The sequence below is a fragment of the Micromonospora sp. NPDC049559 genome, from assembly GCF_040676675.1.
Taxonomy (GTDB): domain Bacteria; phylum Actinomycetota; class Actinomycetes; order Mycobacteriales; family Micromonosporaceae; genus JBFAPK01.
In genome coordinates, this window is record NZ_JBFAPK010000043.1 from 1 (window position 1) to 15,251 (window position 15,251).

The 15,251-nt window shown below is 73.4% G+C and carries 14 protein-coding genes; 5 read left to right on the forward strand and 9 right to left on the reverse strand.

Features of this window, described 5'->3' with window-relative positions:
* Window positions 1-94: 94 nt before the first annotated feature.
* Both AB0J86_RS32740 and AB0J86_RS32745 read right to left on the reverse strand, forming a co-directional pair.
* Entirely contained in the window at window positions 95-439 is a 345-nt protein-coding gene (locus AB0J86_RS32740; protein WP_363861545.1) for a hypothetical protein, read from the reverse strand.
* Window positions 436-1,932, reverse strand: a complete 1,497-nt coding sequence (locus AB0J86_RS32745) for an MFS transporter (RefSeq protein ID WP_363861546.1) — start codon at window positions 1,930-1,932, stop codon at window positions 436-438. The genes AB0J86_RS32740 and AB0J86_RS32745 overlap by 4 nt, the downstream gene beginning before the upstream one ends.
* A 215-nt stretch (window positions 1,933-2,147) precedes the next feature.
* Between AB0J86_RS32745 and AB0J86_RS32750 the strand changes: the two genes are divergently transcribed.
* Window positions 2,148-3,137 (forward strand): sigma-70 family RNA polymerase sigma factor, encoded by a 990-nt coding sequence (locus tag AB0J86_RS32750; protein WP_363861547.1) that lies wholly within the window; start codon window positions 2,148-2,150, stop codon window positions 3,135-3,137.
* 99 nt (window positions 3,138-3,236) lie between these two features.
* On the opposite strand, the gene AB0J86_RS32755 is transcribed toward AB0J86_RS32750, so the two are convergent.
* The 4 genes from AB0J86_RS32755 to AB0J86_RS32770 all read right to left on the reverse strand — a co-directional run bounded on the left by AB0J86_RS32755 (window position 3,237) and on the right by AB0J86_RS32770 (window position 6,176).
* A complete protein-coding gene (locus AB0J86_RS32755; RefSeq protein WP_363861548.1) occupies window positions 3,237-4,481 on the reverse strand; it encodes an RNA polymerase sigma factor in 1,245 nt (414 codons plus the stop codon).
* Between the two features lie 46 nt (window positions 4,482-4,527).
* On the reverse strand, window positions 4,528-4,887 hold the full coding sequence (locus AB0J86_RS32760; protein WP_363861549.1) for a YciI family protein: 360 nt from the start codon (window positions 4,885-4,887) through the stop codon (window positions 4,528-4,530).
* Window positions 4,888-5,103: 216 nt separating this feature from the next.
* Window positions 5,104-5,784, reverse strand: a complete 681-nt coding sequence (locus tag AB0J86_RS32765) for a Crp/Fnr family transcriptional regulator (protein ID WP_363861550.1) — start codon at window positions 5,782-5,784, stop codon at window positions 5,104-5,106.
* Window positions 5,785-5,843: 59 nt separating this feature from the next.
* Window positions 5,844-6,176 carry a hypothetical protein gene (locus AB0J86_RS32770; protein ID WP_363861551.1) on the reverse strand — a complete coding sequence of 111 codons (333 nt, stop codon included), beginning with the start codon at window positions 6,174-6,176 and terminating at the stop codon, window positions 5,844-5,846.
* A gap of 351 nt (window positions 6,177-6,527) precedes the next feature.
* Here AB0J86_RS32770 and AB0J86_RS32775 point away from each other — a divergent pair, with 351 nt between their 5' ends.
* The 3 genes from AB0J86_RS32775 to AB0J86_RS32785 all read left to right on the forward strand — a co-directional run bounded on the left by AB0J86_RS32775 (window position 6,528) and on the right by AB0J86_RS32785 (window position 10,026).
* A complete protein-coding gene (locus AB0J86_RS32775; RefSeq protein WP_363861552.1) occupies window positions 6,528-7,496 on the forward strand; it encodes a carbohydrate kinase family protein in 969 nt (322 codons plus the stop codon).
* A 295-nt stretch (window positions 7,497-7,791) separates the two neighbouring features.
* Window positions 7,792-9,297, forward strand: coding sequence for a M1 family metallopeptidase (locus AB0J86_RS32780; protein WP_363861553.1), 1,506 nt, complete (start codon window positions 7,792-7,794; stop codon window positions 9,295-9,297).
* A 141-nt stretch (window positions 9,298-9,438) separates the two neighbouring features.
* Complete coding sequence (locus tag AB0J86_RS32785) at window positions 9,439-10,026, forward strand: DinB family protein (RefSeq protein ID WP_363861554.1); 588 nt, start codon at window positions 9,439-9,441, stop codon at window positions 10,024-10,026.
* A 77-nt stretch (window positions 10,027-10,103) separates the two neighbouring features.
* Here AB0J86_RS32785 and AB0J86_RS32790 read toward each other — a convergent pair whose 3' ends face one another.
* Window positions 10,104-11,378, reverse strand: coding sequence for a hypothetical protein (locus tag AB0J86_RS32790; RefSeq protein WP_363861555.1), 1,275 nt, complete (start codon window positions 11,376-11,378; stop codon window positions 10,104-10,106).
* Between the two features lie 702 nt (window positions 11,379-12,080).
* On the opposite strand from AB0J86_RS32790, the gene AB0J86_RS32795 reads away from it, so the two are divergent.
* On the forward strand, window positions 12,081-12,563 hold the full coding sequence (locus AB0J86_RS32795; RefSeq protein WP_363861556.1) for a hypothetical protein: 483 nt from the start codon (window positions 12,081-12,083) through the stop codon (window positions 12,561-12,563).
* 205 nt (window positions 12,564-12,768) lie between these two features.
* Here AB0J86_RS32795 and AB0J86_RS32800 read toward each other — a convergent pair whose 3' ends face one another.
* The gene (locus AB0J86_RS32800) at window positions 12,769-13,635 is read right to left on the reverse strand and encodes an AraC family transcriptional regulator (RefSeq protein WP_363861557.1); all 867 of its coding nucleotides are present in this window, start codon (window positions 13,633-13,635) and stop codon (window positions 12,769-12,771) included.
* A gap of 148 nt (window positions 13,636-13,783) precedes the next feature.
* The gene (gene argH, locus AB0J86_RS32805; RefSeq protein WP_363861605.1) at window positions 13,784-15,247 is read right to left on the reverse strand and encodes an argininosuccinate lyase; all 1,464 of its coding nucleotides are present in this window, start codon (window positions 15,245-15,247) and stop codon (window positions 13,784-13,786) included.
* Window positions 15,248-15,251: the final 4 nt, after the last annotated feature.

Below are 15,251 nucleotides of genomic sequence, written 5' to 3' on the forward strand. Positions count from 1 at the left end.
CGCGCGGGCCCGGGCCCGCGCGCCGCCTCCGGTCACCTCGGCCCGGTTCACCCGCGCCCGGGTGGCCTCCGCACGGGTCGCCTGCGCCCGGTGTTCACTCCTCGGTGACCGGGCCGGGGGACGCGACCGACCGGTCGAAGAGCCGGTGCGCGCCGACGAGCGTCGCGCCGGACCGGGTCAGCGTGCCGGTGACGGCGCGGTCGGCCTGACCCGCCTGGAACCGCCGGAACGCGTCCAGCTGCGGCAGGGGGTTCTCGTCGCCCTCCGAGCGGAGCAGGTGCAGGAAGGTCACGCCGTCGTCGAGCAGGAGTACGGCGTACCGCACCCGCTCCTCCCGACGCTCGGCGAGTTCCGCCAGGACCGCTTCGACCAGCCGCCGGTTCTCCGCCACCGCCTCGGGGCGGGCCTCGTACCGGACGACGGTGATGCTGCTGCTCATCGGGATGCTCCTACTCGGGAATCGGTGGGTACGGCGGTTCGTGGTGGTTCGGCGCCGGCCGCCTGGGACCGGACGACCGTGCGGGCCAGCAGGAGTCCGGCGACGGCGCCGACGGCCGCGAGCAACGCCAACCAGTCGAACGTGCCGGAGACGGCCCGCGCCGAGGAGGCGACCGTGAAGGGTTGCGCGACCGACAGGAAGACGGTCCCGAACGCGGCGACGCCGGTCAGTTGGCCCAGCTGCATGGTGGTGGTGAAGAGGCCGCTCGCGTCGGCCGCCCGGGTCGGCGGTACGTGCACCAGCGACTGGGTCAGCAGCGGGCTGAACGAGGCGCCCATCCCGGCGCCGTACCCCACCAGCGCCGCCCAGAGCCACGGGCCGCCGTGCGAGCCGTCGCGCAGCACGGCCGACATGGTGAGGTAGCCCGCCACGCAGAGCACGAGGCCCAGTCCGGGCAGCACGGGCTGCGCGCGCCGGGGCAGGGCCCGCCAGGAGAAACCGACGATCCCGAAGAGCGCCGCCATCGGCACGAACGTCAGGCCGGCGCGCAGCGCGCCGTCGCCGAGGCCCGACTGCAGGTGCAGCGCAAAACTGAACAGGAATCCGCCGTAGCCGACCTGCATCAGCAGCAGCGTGACCAGTCCGGCGCCGAGCCCGGGCGCCCGTACGACCTCGAGGTTCAACAGCGGGTCACCGCCCCGGCGGACGATCGCGCGCTCGATCGGTACGAAGACCGCGGCAAGCAGCACGCCGGCCGCGAGGGCGAGGAAGGTCCAGGCCGGCCAGGCCAGTTCGTGCCCCTCGACCAGCGGCAGTACGACGAGGAACACCGCGGCGGCGGAGACGACGAGGCCCCCGAGGTCGAGCCGCCGCCGTCCGGTCGGCTCGTCGGCCGGCACGAGCCGGGGCACCAGCGCGATCAGCAGGGCGCCGAGCGGGACGTTCACGAGGAACACCGGCCGCCAACCGGTACCGAAGAGGTCGGCCTCGACCAGCACACCGCCGAGGACCAGTCCCAGCACCGCGCCGAGGGAGAGGACCGCACCGTAGGCGCTGAGCGCCCGGGCCCGCACCGGTCCGGTGAACCGCATCTGGATCACGCTCATCACCTGCGGAACCATCACCGCCGCGGCGGCGCCCTGCAGGAACCGCGCCGCGACCAGGAAGAGGCTGGTCGGGGCGACCCCGCAGAGCAGGGAGCCGACCGTGAAGCCGACGGCACCGAGCAGGTACATCCGGCGCCGCCCGTACAGGTCGCCCAGCCGGGCTCCCGTGATCAACAACATCGCGTAACAAATCGTGTAGCCGCCGACGACGAGCTGCAGCGCCGCGCCCGACGAGTGCAGGTCCCGCCCGATCACGGGCAGCGCGACGTTCACGATCGTGACGTCCAGCAACGCCATGAACTGCCCCAGCAACAGCACCGCGAGCAACGCCCAGGGGTGGCCCCGGGACTGCCCTCCCGCCGTCGCGGCAGCGTCCGCGCCGATCATTCCCTCTCCGTTCCGTACGGCGGCGCGCTCGGGAACCGGCGGACCTCGCCGGCGGTGGCGCCCCCGTCACGGGTACATACCGAGCGATGCCCGCGAAATCATCGGTCGTCGGTCCGCCCGCAGCCGGCTAGCCTTGGCGCCCGGCATGCCCCGAGGCGGGGCGGTGCCGAGGATCAGACGCGGTCGCGCGGTTCGGCGCGAGGGGGGCGGGACCGATGACGAGTACCGAAACCACCGGCGAGGCGTTCGCCCGGCTCTCGGATCCGTTCCGCCGGGAGCTGCTCGTGCACTGCTATCGGATGCTCGGGTCGATCCACGAGGCGGAGGACGTGCTCCAGGAGACCCTGCTGCGGGCCTGGCGCTCGTTCGACAGCTTCGACCCTGGCCGGGCCTCCCTGCGGACCTGGCTGTACCGGATCGCGACGAACGCCTGCATCACGGCGCTCGGACAGCGACGGCTACGCCCCCTGCCGTCGGGTCTGGCCGGCGCGGCCGAGCACGCCACCGTGACGCTGGAGCGGGACAGTGACATCCCCTGGCTGCAGCCGGTCCCCGAGTTCCTGCTCCCCCGCCCGGTCGACCCGGCGGCGGCGACCGTCCTGCGCGGCAGCGTCCGCCTGGCGCTGATCGCCGCCCTGCAGTACCTGCCGGCTCGCCAGCGGGCCGTGCTCATCCTGCGCGACGTGCTGGACTGGCCCGCGGCCGAGGTCGCGGCGCTGCTGGAGACGTCTCCCGCCGCGGTCAACAGCGCGCTGCAGCGCGCCCGCGCCCAGATCGCCCAGTCGGCACCGGCGCAGCACGACGTGACCGAGCCGGACGACCCGGGCCGGCGGGCCCTGCTCGACCGCTACGTCCGCGCGTTCGAACACGCCGACGTGGACGGCCTCGCCCGGCTGCTCAGCGAGGACGTGAAGTTCGAGATGCCGCCGTTCAGGACCTGGTTCTCCGGCCGGAGCACCGTCGTCGGGTTCGTCGCCACGCACCTGTTCGCCACCGCCGGGCTCTGGCGGCTGCTGCCGACCGCCGCCAACGGCGCGCCGGCGGTCGCGACCTACCTGCGCAAGCCCGACGGACTGCACCATCCGCACTCGGTGCAGGTCCTGTCGATCACGGGAGACTCGATCAGTCGGGTCGTCAGCTTCCAGGACGTCAGCCTGTTCCCGACGTTCGACCTGCCTCCGTCGCGAGGCGCGCACACGCCCTGACCCCGCGACCCCGGGGGGCCGGGGCGTCCGTGGGGCGCCGGTTCCGCGCCACCGTGGCAGCGGCCCGGGCCGGGTCGTGCCGGTCGACGGCCGCGCCGGTCAGTCGCAGGCGGCGGCCCGGTCGAGCAGCAACCTCCGCTCGCGCTCGTTGCGGGTCATCGACGCCGCCCGCTCGAACTCGGCCCTCGCCTCCGCGGCCCGGCCCAGCCTCGCCAGGAAGTCGCCGCGCACGCTCGGCAGCAGGTGGTAGTGGCGCAACGACGGCTCGTCCCGCAGCGGGTCCAGCACCGCCAGGCCGGCCTCCGGGCCCTCGGCCATCGACACCGCCACCGCCCGGTTCAGCTCCACCACCGCCGAGGGGGTCAGCTCGGCGAGGCGCGCGTACAGGGCGGCCATCCGCGCCCAGTCGGTCTCCTCCGCCGTACGGGCCCGGGCGTGGCAGGCGGCGATCGCGGCCTGGAGGGTGTACGGGCCGCCGCCGAGCGACTCGGCCCGCTCCAGCGCGGCCAGCCCCCGCTGGATCAGCAGGCGGTCCCAGCGCCGCCGGTCCTGTTCCAGCAGGACGATCGGCTCGCCGTCGGGGCCGGTCCGGGCGGCGCCGCGCGACGCCTGGATCTCCAGCAGCGCGACGAGGCCGTGCACCTCCGGCTCGTGCGGCATCAGGCCGGCCAGGACCCGGCCGAGGCGCATGGCCTCCTCGCAGAGGGCCGGGCGCATCCAGTCGTCGCCGGCGGTCGCGGAGTACCCCTCGTTGAAGATCAGATAGATGACCTCCAGTACGGAGGCGAGCCGCTCGGTACGGTCCGCGCCGACCGGCAGCTCGAACGGCACCCGCGCCTCGGCCAGCGCCCGTTTCGCCCGGCTGATCCGCTGCCCGACGGTCGCCGACGGCACCAGGAACGCCCGGGCGATCTCGTCGGTGGTCAGCCCGCCGAGCAGCCGCAGCGTCAGCGCGACCCGGGCCTCGGGCGCCAGCACCGGGTGGCAGGACGTGAAGATGAGTCGCAACAGGTCGTCCTCGATCGGGTCCTCCTCGAGCACCACGTCGAAGTCGGTCGCCTCCGCCGTCTCCGGGGTCACCAGGTCGGGCAGGCTGCGCTCGAACCGCTCGCGGCGGCGGATCTGGTCGATGGCGCGGCGCTTGGCCGTGGTCGTCAGCCAGGCGCCCGGGTTGCGCGGTACGCCCTCGGCCGGCCACTGCTCCAGTGCCGCGACGAGGGCGTCCTGCGCCAACTCCTCCGCCAGACCGACGTCGCCGACGAGCCGCGCGACGCCGGCGATGACCCGCGCCGCCTCGATCCGCCAGACCGCCTCGATCGCCTGATTCGTCTCCGTGGCCGCCACCGGCCAAAACTATCGCCCGGGGGTGACGGCCACGCCGGTGGGACCGCTAGGCGAGGTCGCTGAACTCCGCGACCCGCCGTACCTCGATCTCGACATGGTCGAAGAGCGCCCCGAAGCGGGTCCCCCACTCGACGGCCTCGGCCCGGTCGCGGACCTGGAGGATGGCGAACCCGGCGATGACCTCCTTCGCCTCCGCGAACGGGCCGTCGACCACCGTCGCCTTGCCGTCCTTGACGCTGATCGTCGCGGCCCCCTCCGAGCTCGGCCGCAGTCCCTCGCCCGCGAGCAGCACGCCGGCCTTGTTCGCCTCCTCGATGAAGGCGCCCATCCGCTCCATGAACTCCGGGGTCGGCTTCCAGGCGGCGGTGTCCCGGTCGTCGAACTTGTGCATCACCATGTACCGCATGTCCGTCTCCTCAGTCGGTCGGTGCCGGGGCTGGCCGTTTCACCAGCCTCCACCAACGCGTCGAACGGAGCCGGCCGCTTTCGACAGGCTCCGGAGACATTTTTCGTGGCGCGCCGCCGGCCCGGCGTCGCCGGGCGTCAGTCGCCGGGTGTCGCCGCCGGGCCGACCGCAAGGTGTCGCCGCCTCGTCGCCCGCGGGATGCCGCCGGGCCGGGCGTCAGTCGTCGCCGCGCCGGGCGATGTGGTCGAGCGCGGGGAGGTCGATGACCGTCACCACCCTCCGCCCGGTGGAGAGGATCCCCTTGCGGCGCAGCAGTTGCAGTTCGTGCGCCACCGCGTCGCGCGAGGACCAGATGCAGGCGGCGATCTCGTCCTGGGACAGGACGCTGATGGCAATGCCGTTCTCGACCGGTTCCCCGTGCTGGCGCGCGAGGTCGGAGAGGAGACGGGCGAGGGCCTGCCGCACGCCGGTGCGGCCGAACTCGCGGGCGTTGCGGTTCGCCTCGCGCAGGCGCAGCGCGAGTACGGTGTACAGGCTCCGCCAGGCGGCCGGGTGCCGGTCGAGGAACTCGACGAACCGGCGCGCCGGCACGACCAGCGCGTCGACCTCGTTGCGGAGGGTACGGATGGCGGCCGAGCGGGGCGCTTCCTCGATCATCACCTCCATCTCGCCGAGGATGTCGCCCGGCCCGCGCAGCGCGAGCACCACCTCCCGCCCCTCGGCGTCGCTGCAGGTGACCTTGACCGACCCCGAGAGCAGGATCAGGATGTGGTTCGACGGCTCCGCCTGGTGCAGCAGGACCTCGCCGGAGCCGTACCGCCGGCGCTGTCCGATCCGTTCGAGCGCGTCCCGGTCCGCCGGCGCGAGCAGCGACCAGAACCGACCTCTATCGATCACCTGGGCCCCTGAATCGTCGTGGGTGATCCAGCATCTCCGCCGCGCGGCGGGCGGTGCAATCAACCATTCGCATGCGTGTCGGCCCGGTCGGCCGGCCGGCGACGGGAACCGATCGGCCGGCGCCCCTGGCGACTGTCGGCACGGCGCTGGGCCTGCTCGGCGGCGCGCAGCTGGAGCCAGACCGACGCGGTGAGCGCCGCGATCCGCATTCCGGCGCCGGCCGGCCCGGGAAACTCGACGGCGCCGGCCGCCAACTGGAGGCAGACCGACGCGATCACTTTCCAGAGGATGCTGACGAGCGCCGGCCGCGCCCCGCTCCGGCGGCTCCCGACCCGCCGCGCCCCGCGCTTTCCGGCGGCGCCGCGGCCGGGAAAATTGTTGGTGAATTCCATGACTCAAGCTGACCGGATACGAGCGGCCCGTTCCACGGAGTCGACCGCGCCGGCAATGTGCTCGTTGACATACGTTAACGGTGTCGTATCCGTCGGGACCGTCGCCGCGGCGGCGGATGCCGTCCGGCGGGAGGGTCCGGCGGCGGCGGGACCATGCTAACCAGCACGGAGCGGGCACGTCGGCCGACATGGTGGCCCGTGGTCACCGGTCGTTAGCGTGAACGCGATCGGGGCCGGTCCTCCGGCGCGTTCCGGTGCTGGACCGGAATCGCACGGGCGAGGCGTACGGTGGAACGGCGCCGAGCGCGTCACTATTCAACCCTCGAATTGCGACGGCGACGGCGAGGTCGAATGCGAAACGAAAACCGGGTGGTGGTAGTGGGCGGATGCCTCGCCTACGACACCGTATTTCGCGTCGACGGTCGGTTCGGCGGTCGCGCGCGAGGCGAGGACCAGTCGCCCGAGATGGGTTTCCTGGTCACCGAACGCCGGTCCCATCTCGGCGGGTGCGCCGGCAACATCAGCTACGGGCTGCGGCAGTTCGGCATCACGCCGGCACCGCTCGCGGTCGTCGGCGGCGACTTCGCCCCGTACCGGCGGCACCTGGACGCACTACTCGTCGACGTCTCCCGCATCGCCGTCGTGCCGGAGGAACCCACGTCGAGCTGCACCATTCTCACCGACGTCGACGGCGCCCAGATCACCGCGCACCACCTCGGCGCCGCCACCCACTCGTCCATGTACGGCATCGGCCCGCACCACAACGTCTCGTACGGTGTCGTGGCGCCCACGAACGGCCCGGCGATGAAGCGACACGCGAAGGAGTTCTCGGCGGCCGGCATCCCGCTGCTCTTCCAGCCGGGGCAGGTCGTCGAGACGCTCTCCGCCGCCGACCTGCTGGAGATCATCGCGGTCGCCGAGGCGCTGGTGGTGAACGAGCACGAGGCGGCCGTCATCGTGGACCGTACCGGCACCGACCTCGACCGGCTGTCCGACCTGGTCGGCCTGCTGGCGCTCACGCGGGGCGCCGCCGGCTCGACCATCATGGTCGGCGCGGACCGTACCGAGGTGCCGGCGTACCTGAGCGGCGAGGCGGTCGACCCCACCGGCTGCGGCGACGCGTACGTGGCCGGTCTGCTCGGCGGGATGCTGTCGGGGCTGGACCCGGTGACCGCCGGCCGGGTGGCCGCCCTGACGGCCGGGCTGAACGGAAGGCGCGAGGGGACCCAGACGTACCGGACGACGCCCGCGGAACTCGAATCGCTCTTCGCGTCGACCTACGGCTACCCCGTCACGCTGCGCACCGGACCGGCGCGCTGACCGGCTCGTAACAGCGCCGGGGAGCGGCGCGCTCTCCCCGGTCCGCGACGGTCGTTCCCGGCGGCGGCACACCGCGAAGTCCCGCATTGGAGCGGCGCCGGGACCGACCGGACGAGGGCCGTGCGACTGCGACCGACCGGACGAGGCGCGCCGGGGCCGACCGGACGAGGCGCGCCGGAACCGACCGGACGACGGCGAAGGGCCTGGACAATCCATGCGGGCCCATGTGTCGATTGCTAGGGTCCGAACTGACCACGCTGATCGAGTCGCTCCGGGGGCGGACATGGAGATGCGGATGAGACGGTTCGGCACGGCGGTCGCGGCCGGGCTGGCGGTGGCGCTGGCCGGGGCGACGCCCGGCATGGCCACGGGCGGCGGCTACCGGCCCGGCTCTCCCGGCGTCGGGGACTCCTACTACCCGACCTACGGCAACGGCGGTTACGACGTCCTCCACTACGACCTGGACGTGCGCTACCAGCCGAGCAGCGACGAGCTGACCGGCCGGGCGGTGATCCGGGCGCGCGCCACCCAGAACCTCTCCAGCTTCAACCTGGACCTGGTCGGGCTCACCGTCGACGCGGTCACCGTCGACGGCCGCCGCGCCGCCTGGTCGCGTACCGATCACGAGCTGACCGTGGTGAGCCGGCTGGCCGACCGGAAGAGCTTCACCGTCGAGGTGCGCTACCACGGCGTACCGGAGACCGCGATGCTGCCGGGGACCACGCTGGAGACCGGCTTCATGCACACCGACGACGGCGCCGTGGTCGCCGGGCAGCCGGAGGTCGCGGCCTTCTGGTACCCGGTGAACGACCACCCCCGGGACAAGGCCACGTACACCTTCGCGGTGACGGTGCCGCAGGGGTTGACCGCGATCTGCAACGGCGTACCGCTCGGGCACAGCACCCGCGGCGGCTGGACCACCTGGCGCTGGGCGGAGCTGACCCCCATGATCAGCTATCTGGCCACCGCCACCGTCGGCGAGTTCCGGCTGACCCAGTCGCTGCACCACGGTCGGCCGATGGTGCTCGCCGTCGACTCGGCGCTGCCGCCGGGGTTGGCCGACGACGCGCTGGGCCGGACCGGTGAGATCACGGACTTCCTGGTCGGGCAGTTCGGCCCGTACCCGTTCGAGGCGAACGGGGGCATCGTCGACGCGTACGACAACCTCGCGTTCGCCCTGGAGAACCAGACCCGTACCGTCTACTCGAAGTACTTCTTCGACGAGGAGACCACCACCGGCGAGACGTACGTGGTGGCGCACGAACTGGCCCACCAGTGGTACGGCGACAGCGTCGGCCTGCACTCCTGGCAGGACATCTGGCTCAACGAGGGCTTCGCCAGCTACGCCGAGTGGCTCTGGAGCGAGCACCTGGGCGAGGGCACCCCGCAGGAGATCTTCGACTTCTACTACGCCCAGCCGGACAGCGCCGGCTACTGGGCTCCGGCCCCCGGTGACCCGGGCGTCGACGGGCTCTTCGACGACTCCGTCTACACCCGGGGCGCGATGACCCTCCAGGCGCTGCGGATGACCGTCGGCGACGCGGACTTCTGGCGCATCGCGCGCGGCTGGTACGCCCGCAACCGCAACGGCAACGGCTCGACCGCCGAGTTCATCGCGTACGCCGAGCGGGTCAGCCACCGGCAGCTCGACGCGCTCTTCGACGCGTGGCTCTTCACGGCCACCCGTCCGGCGTACCCGGGCGGCGGCGCGCCCACGACGGCCCGGACCGCCGCACCGCAGCTGGTACCGAACGCGGTGGCCAGCCTCCAGCGCCGGCTCGACGCCGGCTGGCGTTCCTGACCCGCCCCGAAGGTGCCGGCGGGGCCTCGCCCGGTCACGGGCGGGGCCCCGCCCGGTCTTCCCCGGGGAAGGGGACCGCACGGGATCCTGAATCACCCGCCCGGGGAAAGTGGCCCCGCGAGCGGTGGCATCCTGGTCGGCATGGAATCGGATCCGAAGGCCGACCTTCGCATGTACCTGCAGGCCGCCCGCGACGCGCTGCTCTGGAAGCTGGACGGGCTCTCGGAGTACGACCTCCGTCGCCCGTTGACGCCGACCGGCACCAACCTGCTGGGGCTGGTCAAGCACGTCGCGCTGACGGAGTCGGGGTACCTGGGCGAGACGTTCGGCCGGCCGCTCGACGCGCCGCTTCCGGGGCTTGAGGACGGCGCGGAGCCGAACGCGGACATGTGGGCCACCGCCGACGAGTCGCGCGACGTGGTCGTCGACTTCTACCGCCGGGTGTGGGCGCACTCCGACGCGACCATCGAGCAGCTCGGGCTGGACGCGGTCGGTGTGGTGCCCTGGTGGCCGGCCGAGCGCAACCGGGTGACCCTGCACCGCGTCCTGGTCCACCTCATCGCCGAGACCGACCGGCACGCCGGGCACGCGGACATCGTCCGGGAACTCGTCGACGGCGCCGCCGGGGTGCGGGCGGACAACGACAACCTGGCGTCGAGCGACCCGGCCTGGTGGCAGGAGTACCGCGACCGGCTGCAGCGGGTGGCGGACGGGTTCCGCCCGGCCTGAGCGCCGTTACCCGCGGGCACCCGGTCCGCCGACCCGCCGGGCCAGGCGGGAAGCGAAAGCCGCGGGCCGCCCGGCCGCTACCGGAAGCGGGAGCTGCGGACGGGGCCGGGCGAGCGGCTGCGGTCCCGGGGACCGGTCAGCCACCGGCCGGCCACCCCCGCCGCGAAGCCGGTCAGCACCTCGTCCGGATCGGCCGGGGTCTCCCCGTCGCCCGGCTCCGGCTCCGCGCCGGCGCGCAGGATCTCCGCCGCGATCTCCTCGGCCGGCCGCCCGTCCGCCGGCTCGGTGACCAGGTCGCCGTCCACCCGCCGCATCCGCTCCCCCCACGGGGCCACCACCACCTGGTGCAGCAGGGTGCTGACGTCGGCGGCCACCGCGGGCGGGCTGGTCCAGCAGGTCGCGTGCTCGTACAGCAGCTGGCCGGGGACCCGTTCGTGCAGCGCCGCCAGCGACTCCTCGTCGGCGTCGCGCAGGTCGTAGGCGACCACCACGGTCTCGGGGCCGTCGGCCGCGAACGGCTCGGCCGGCAGGCCCAGCAGTTCGGCCGCCGCGAGCCCGAGGATCCGGCTGGATCGGTCGGGCAGCAGCGAGACGCTGCGCGGGCTCCGGCCGGTCGCCGCGAGGACCAGCCGCAGCCGGCGCAGGCCGAGCAGGCACTGGGCGTGGGTGTCCTGGAGGTACGCCCAGCGGCCGGTCATCCCGGCCCCGAAGCCGTACGGCGAGAGCGTGCCGAGCACCCCGCCGGTCAGCACGAAGTGCCAGCCGCGCAGGTCCCGGTCGTCGAGCGGGCCGAGCCGGCCGGCCAGCTCGGCCCGGTCGAGCATCCGGCGTACCCGGGCCAGCGCCGGCTGCCACGCGCCGCCCTCCGGCTCGGGCAACCGGTCGAAGTAGTGTCGCGCCCGCGCCAGGTCGCCGGCCATGATGGCGTTGAAGACCAGCAGGTACCGGTACGGCCAGGGCTCCAGCGTGTCGTCCCGCTCCTCCAGGATCGCCACCACCTCGCCGTGCCGGTGCTCCGCCTCGTACGCCACGGCCAGTTCGGAGCGGACCGCCCGCTCGTCGGGCACCGCCCGCAGCGCCCGTTGCAGCGGCGGGATCGCCAGGAACGGCAGGTCGTGTTCGATGCAGGCGTAGCCGAAGTCGTACTGCGTCTGGGGCGTCTCCGGGTCGTCGGCCAACCGTCGCGCCGCCCCGGCCAGGTCGTCCAGCCGTACCGCCGTGGCCAGCCGCTCGACGACGCGCGCCAACTCGTCCACCGGGGCGTCGGCGGCGGCGCCCCGCAGGTGGCGTACCGTCGCCGGCACGTCCCCGGCCGACACCGCCCGCCAGGCTCCGGCCAGACCTTCACTCATCAGCAAACCTCCACGGTGGACGACTCTGGCCGTACGCGGGAACGGAAACACGGACACCATGACGGCGGCGGACGTCGGCGGGACGGCCGCGGCGCGGGGTGCGGGGGATCGGCGCGATCGACGTACCCGGGGTCGGGCCGGCCACGACGGCGGCCGGCGGACGGGGCGACCACGGGCGGGGCCCGGTCGCGCGGGAGGTCGAGGTCGAGACTGAGGTCGGCGGACTGGCCGCACCGGCCGCGCTCGGCCGGTGGTGACGCGGCTCAACGTCTTGGGCGGTGGCCGCCCTTCCTGTCGAACATGGCGAAGATCATGGCCGACGGGCGTCAATGTTGCAACTTTGTTGCACCGGACGGCACCGCTCGTGCGGTTGACAGGGAGATGGTGGTACCGCTTCGAGGAGGGGCCGCACCGCCGGGTCGCGCGCCGCGGTGATCAGTGAGCGCACCGCCGGGCCGCGCGCCGCGGTGATCAGTGAGCGCGGCGCCGGGCCGCGCCGGTCAGCAGGTCGGGGCGGGCGGGTACCCGAAGGTCAGGTCGGCAGAGACAGCGCACTACTGTTCGTCTATGCCGATGGCGGCTAGGGCCGGCATCGAGGCTGCCGGCTGAGGACTGCTCGGTGGCGTCATCGTCGCGGCGTTGGAGTACGCGGCCACGATCGAACGCGCGGGCGGCTGGCCCCGGACCCGCGAAGGAGGCGTGATGCAGGTTGGCAAGTATCCGCGGGTGCATCTCCAGCACAATCAGCACTGGCGGAAGGAAGGGACGTTGCGGATCCTCACCTACTCGCTGTACCCGATCCCGGTTCCACGGCCAGCCGCGGGGGTCAAGACAGTTTCCCTGCGGTGCGGTGGCTGTGGGGCTGAGATCGACGTAAGGGTCTACAGCGTCCGGCACACCAGGTGGTCCCGCTTGCTGTTGTTGCTGGCGGGCGTCGGGGGGCTGGTCGCGATGGTGGTTCTCGCCGCGATGCTCGTCGAGTCGGATCAATCGCGCCCGTACGACGTTCCCCCGAGGTCCTCGCTCTTCTATCTCCCTGCCGGTCTCGGCTTGGGCGCGCTCTTCACCATCGCCACCTATGCGCTCGTGAACTCTTTCTTCTATGACGGGGTGCGATTGCCGTGGTTCAGTGGGCGTGGTGGCCACGCGCTACGCCGACCGTCACGACGCCAGCTTCGGGGCTGAGCGGGTCAGGCACGCTCTGACATTGCGTCGGAGACATCGCGTCGGAGAAGGTGCGCTCCCGGGTCAGGCAGCTACCGCTGCCGCGCGCCGGGGTCCGGCTCGCCGGACCGCGCCGGACGGCCGCCCGGACCACAGGGGTCGGGCGGCCGTCCGGCCGGCGGATGCCAGTCCTATCTCCGGTGCCGCACCCCTGCGGGTCCGGCGGTCATGACGGCTCCACGGGCAGCCACAGTTCGCAGGTCGCGGTGCTGAAATCGGCGGCGCGGTCGAGCACCGCGACGATTTCCGGGCCCGGCCGCAGTCGCCACCGATTGGAGGGGAACCACTCGGTGGCGGTCGCGGCCCAGGTCTGCTGCAGGGCGTCCGGATAGGGCCCCGTGGTGCGGAAGACCGCCCAGGTGCCGGCCGGGACATCGATGGTGTCGAGCCCGTCAGGCGCCGGGGTGTCGCGGTCGGTGGCGACCCCGTGCAGGTAGGTCAGTTCGCTGCCCTCGGCGCGGTCCGGGTCGAGGTCGTCGCTGACCGCGAGCAACCCGGCCGGCTCGGCGTCGCCCAGGGCCTTCAGCCGGGAGTGCTCCTCCTGCGGCAGCGCGGCGATGTGCCGCTGGATGTGCGGGTTGACGCCCTGGTGGATCAGTGGAACCCGGGTGGCGTGTCCGACGAGCCGGAACGCGGGCCGGTCGACGATGCGGGTCTCCATGGGTGTGCTCCCTTCGACGGTCAGGCGGAACCTGAGCTGCGGTTGTGCGCGCAGGGGGCCGCCGTCGCGGCGTACGTCACCGGGACTGGCGCCGTGCACCGCCCGGAACGCGCGCCCGAACGCCTCGGCCGAGCCGTACCCGTGCCGGACGGCGATGCCCAGCAGGTCGCCGCCCTGGAGTACGTCCGCGGCGGCGACGGTCATGCGCCGCCGGCGCACGTACTCCGAGAGCGGCATGCCGGCCAGCGAGGAGAACATCCGCCGCAGGTGGTACTCGGTCGTGGCGAGCGTCCGGGCCAGAGCGTCGACGTCGATCTCCTCGGTGAGGTGCTCCTCGACCAGGTCGACGAGCCGGTTCAGTGCCGAGATCACGAGGCCCCCTTTCGACCTCCAGCCTGGCCCGTCGCACCCCGTCCGGACCCGACCATCGCGGTCCGGTCCGATCAGCCCGGCAATCGGACGGGGCCCCTCGCCGTCGCGTACCCGCGTGACGAGAGGCCCCTCCTGACAGTCCGGCAGCTCAGCGCGGGACCACCTGCTCGGCGGCCCACTGGCGCCAGGTCTCCAGCTGGTCCGCGGCGGCGGCGAGCTGGTCGGCGACCGGCCCCGGGCCGGTGGAGCCCGGCGTGGTCCGGGCCGCGAGCGCGGAGCGTACCGACAGCACGTTGCGTACGCTCGGGTCGAGGTGCTCGCTGACCGCCCGCAGGTCCTCGTCGGAGACCTCGTCCAGCGCGCAGTCCCGGGCGGCGCAGAGCGCGACCAGGCGCCCGGTCACCTCGTGCGCGTCCCGGAACGGTACGCCCCGGCGCACCAGCCAGTCGGCGACCTCGGTGGCGAGCGAGAAGCCGACCGGTGCCGTGGCGACGAGCCGGTCGACGCGTACCGTCATCGTGGAGATCATGCCGGCCAGCGCGGGCAGCAGCAGCTCCAGCGTGTCGACCGCGTCGAACGCCGGCTCCTTGTCCTCCTGCATGTCCCGGTCGTACGTCATCGGCAGGCCCTTGAGCATGGTCAGCACGGTGACCAGGCCGCCGATCAGCCGCCCCGACTTGCCCCGGGCCAGCTCGGCGATGTCCGCGTTCTTCTTCTGCGGCATGATCGACGATCCGGTGGCGAAGGCGTCGTCCAGCTCCACCCAGCCGAACTCCTGCGAGGTCCAGAGCACCACCTCCTCGCCGAGGCGGGACAGGTGCACCCCGATCAGGGCGGTGGCGAAGAGGAACTCGGCCACGAAATCCCGGTCGGCGACGGCGTCCATGGAGTTCGCGAAGGAGGTCCGGAAGCCCAGCTCCTTGGAGACCGCCACCGGGTCCAGCGGGAGCCCGGAGCCGGCGAGCGCGCCCGCGCCGAGCGGGCTCACCGCGGCGCGGTGGTCCCAGTCGCGCAGCCGCTCCAGGTCGCGCAGCAGCGGCTGTACGTGGGCGAGCAGCCAGTGCCCGAAGGTGACCGGCTGGGCGTGCTGGAGGTGGGTCATCCCGGGCGCCGGGGTCTCCAGGTGCCGCTCCGCCTGCTCCACCAGCGCCTCCGCCAGCTCCACCACCCGGGCGGCCACGCCCCGGGCGTGGTCGCGCAGGTAGAGCCGCAGGTCGGTGGCGACCTGGTCGTTGCGGGACCGGCCGGCGCGCAGTTTGCCGCCGAGGCTGCCGAGCCGTTCCAGCAGGCCGCGCTCCAGCGCGGTGTGCACGTCCTCGTCGTCCACGGTCGGCCGGAACGCCCCGGAGGCGCAGGCGGCCTCCAGGTCGTCCAGGGCGGCGAGGATGCGGCCCAGCTCGTCCGGGTCGAGCAGGCCGGCGGCGGCCAGCACCCGGGCGTGCGCCCGGGAGCCGGCCAGGTCGTACGGGGCGAGCCGCCAGTCGAACTGGACGCTGACCGACAGCCGTGCCAGCGCCTCCGAGGGGCCGCCGGCGAACCGGCCACCCCACAGGCTCGTACGGTTGGTGCCGGCGCTGTTCTCGGTCAAGCCCTTGTCGTCCACGCCGACCATTTTG

Bases quoted from the DNA above. Each gene is read 5' to 3' on its own strand.
- AB0J86_RS32780 (WP_363861553.1), top strand. From the start codon at position 7,792: ATGAGACGGTTCGGCACGGCGGTCGCGGCCGGGCTGGCGGTGGCGCTG.
- argH (WP_363861605.1), bottom strand. From the start codon at position 15,247: ATGGTCGGCGTGGACGACAAGGGCTTGACCGAGAACAGCGCCGGCACC.
- AB0J86_RS32790 (WP_363861555.1), bottom strand. From the start codon at position 11,378: ATGAGTGAAGGTCTGGCCGGAGCCTGGCGGGCGGTGTCGGCCGGGGAC.
- AB0J86_RS32745 (WP_363861546.1), bottom strand. From the start codon at position 1,932: ATGATCGGCGCGGACGCTGCCGCGACGGCGGGAGGGCAGTCCCGGGGC.
- AB0J86_RS32760 (WP_363861549.1), bottom strand. From the start codon at position 4,887: ATGCGGTACATGGTGATGCACAAGTTCGACGACCGGGACACCGCCGCC.
- AB0J86_RS32785 (WP_363861554.1), top strand. From the start codon at position 9,439: ATGGAATCGGATCCGAAGGCCGACCTTCGCATGTACCTGCAGGCCGCC.
- AB0J86_RS32740 (WP_363861545.1), bottom strand. From the start codon at position 439: ATGAGCAGCAGCATCACCGTCGTCCGGTACGAGGCCCGCCCCGAGGCG.
- AB0J86_RS32770 (WP_363861551.1), bottom strand. From the start codon at position 6,176: ATGGAATTCACCAACAATTTTCCCGGCCGCGGCGCCGCCGGAAAGCGC.
- AB0J86_RS32750 (WP_363861547.1), top strand. From the start codon at position 2,148: ATGACGAGTACCGAAACCACCGGCGAGGCGTTCGCCCGGCTCTCGGAT.
- AB0J86_RS32775 (WP_363861552.1), top strand. From the start codon at position 6,528: ATGCGAAACGAAAACCGGGTGGTGGTAGTGGGCGGATGCCTCGCCTAC.
- AB0J86_RS32795 (WP_363861556.1), top strand. From the start codon at position 12,081: ATGCAGGTTGGCAAGTATCCGCGGGTGCATCTCCAGCACAATCAGCAC.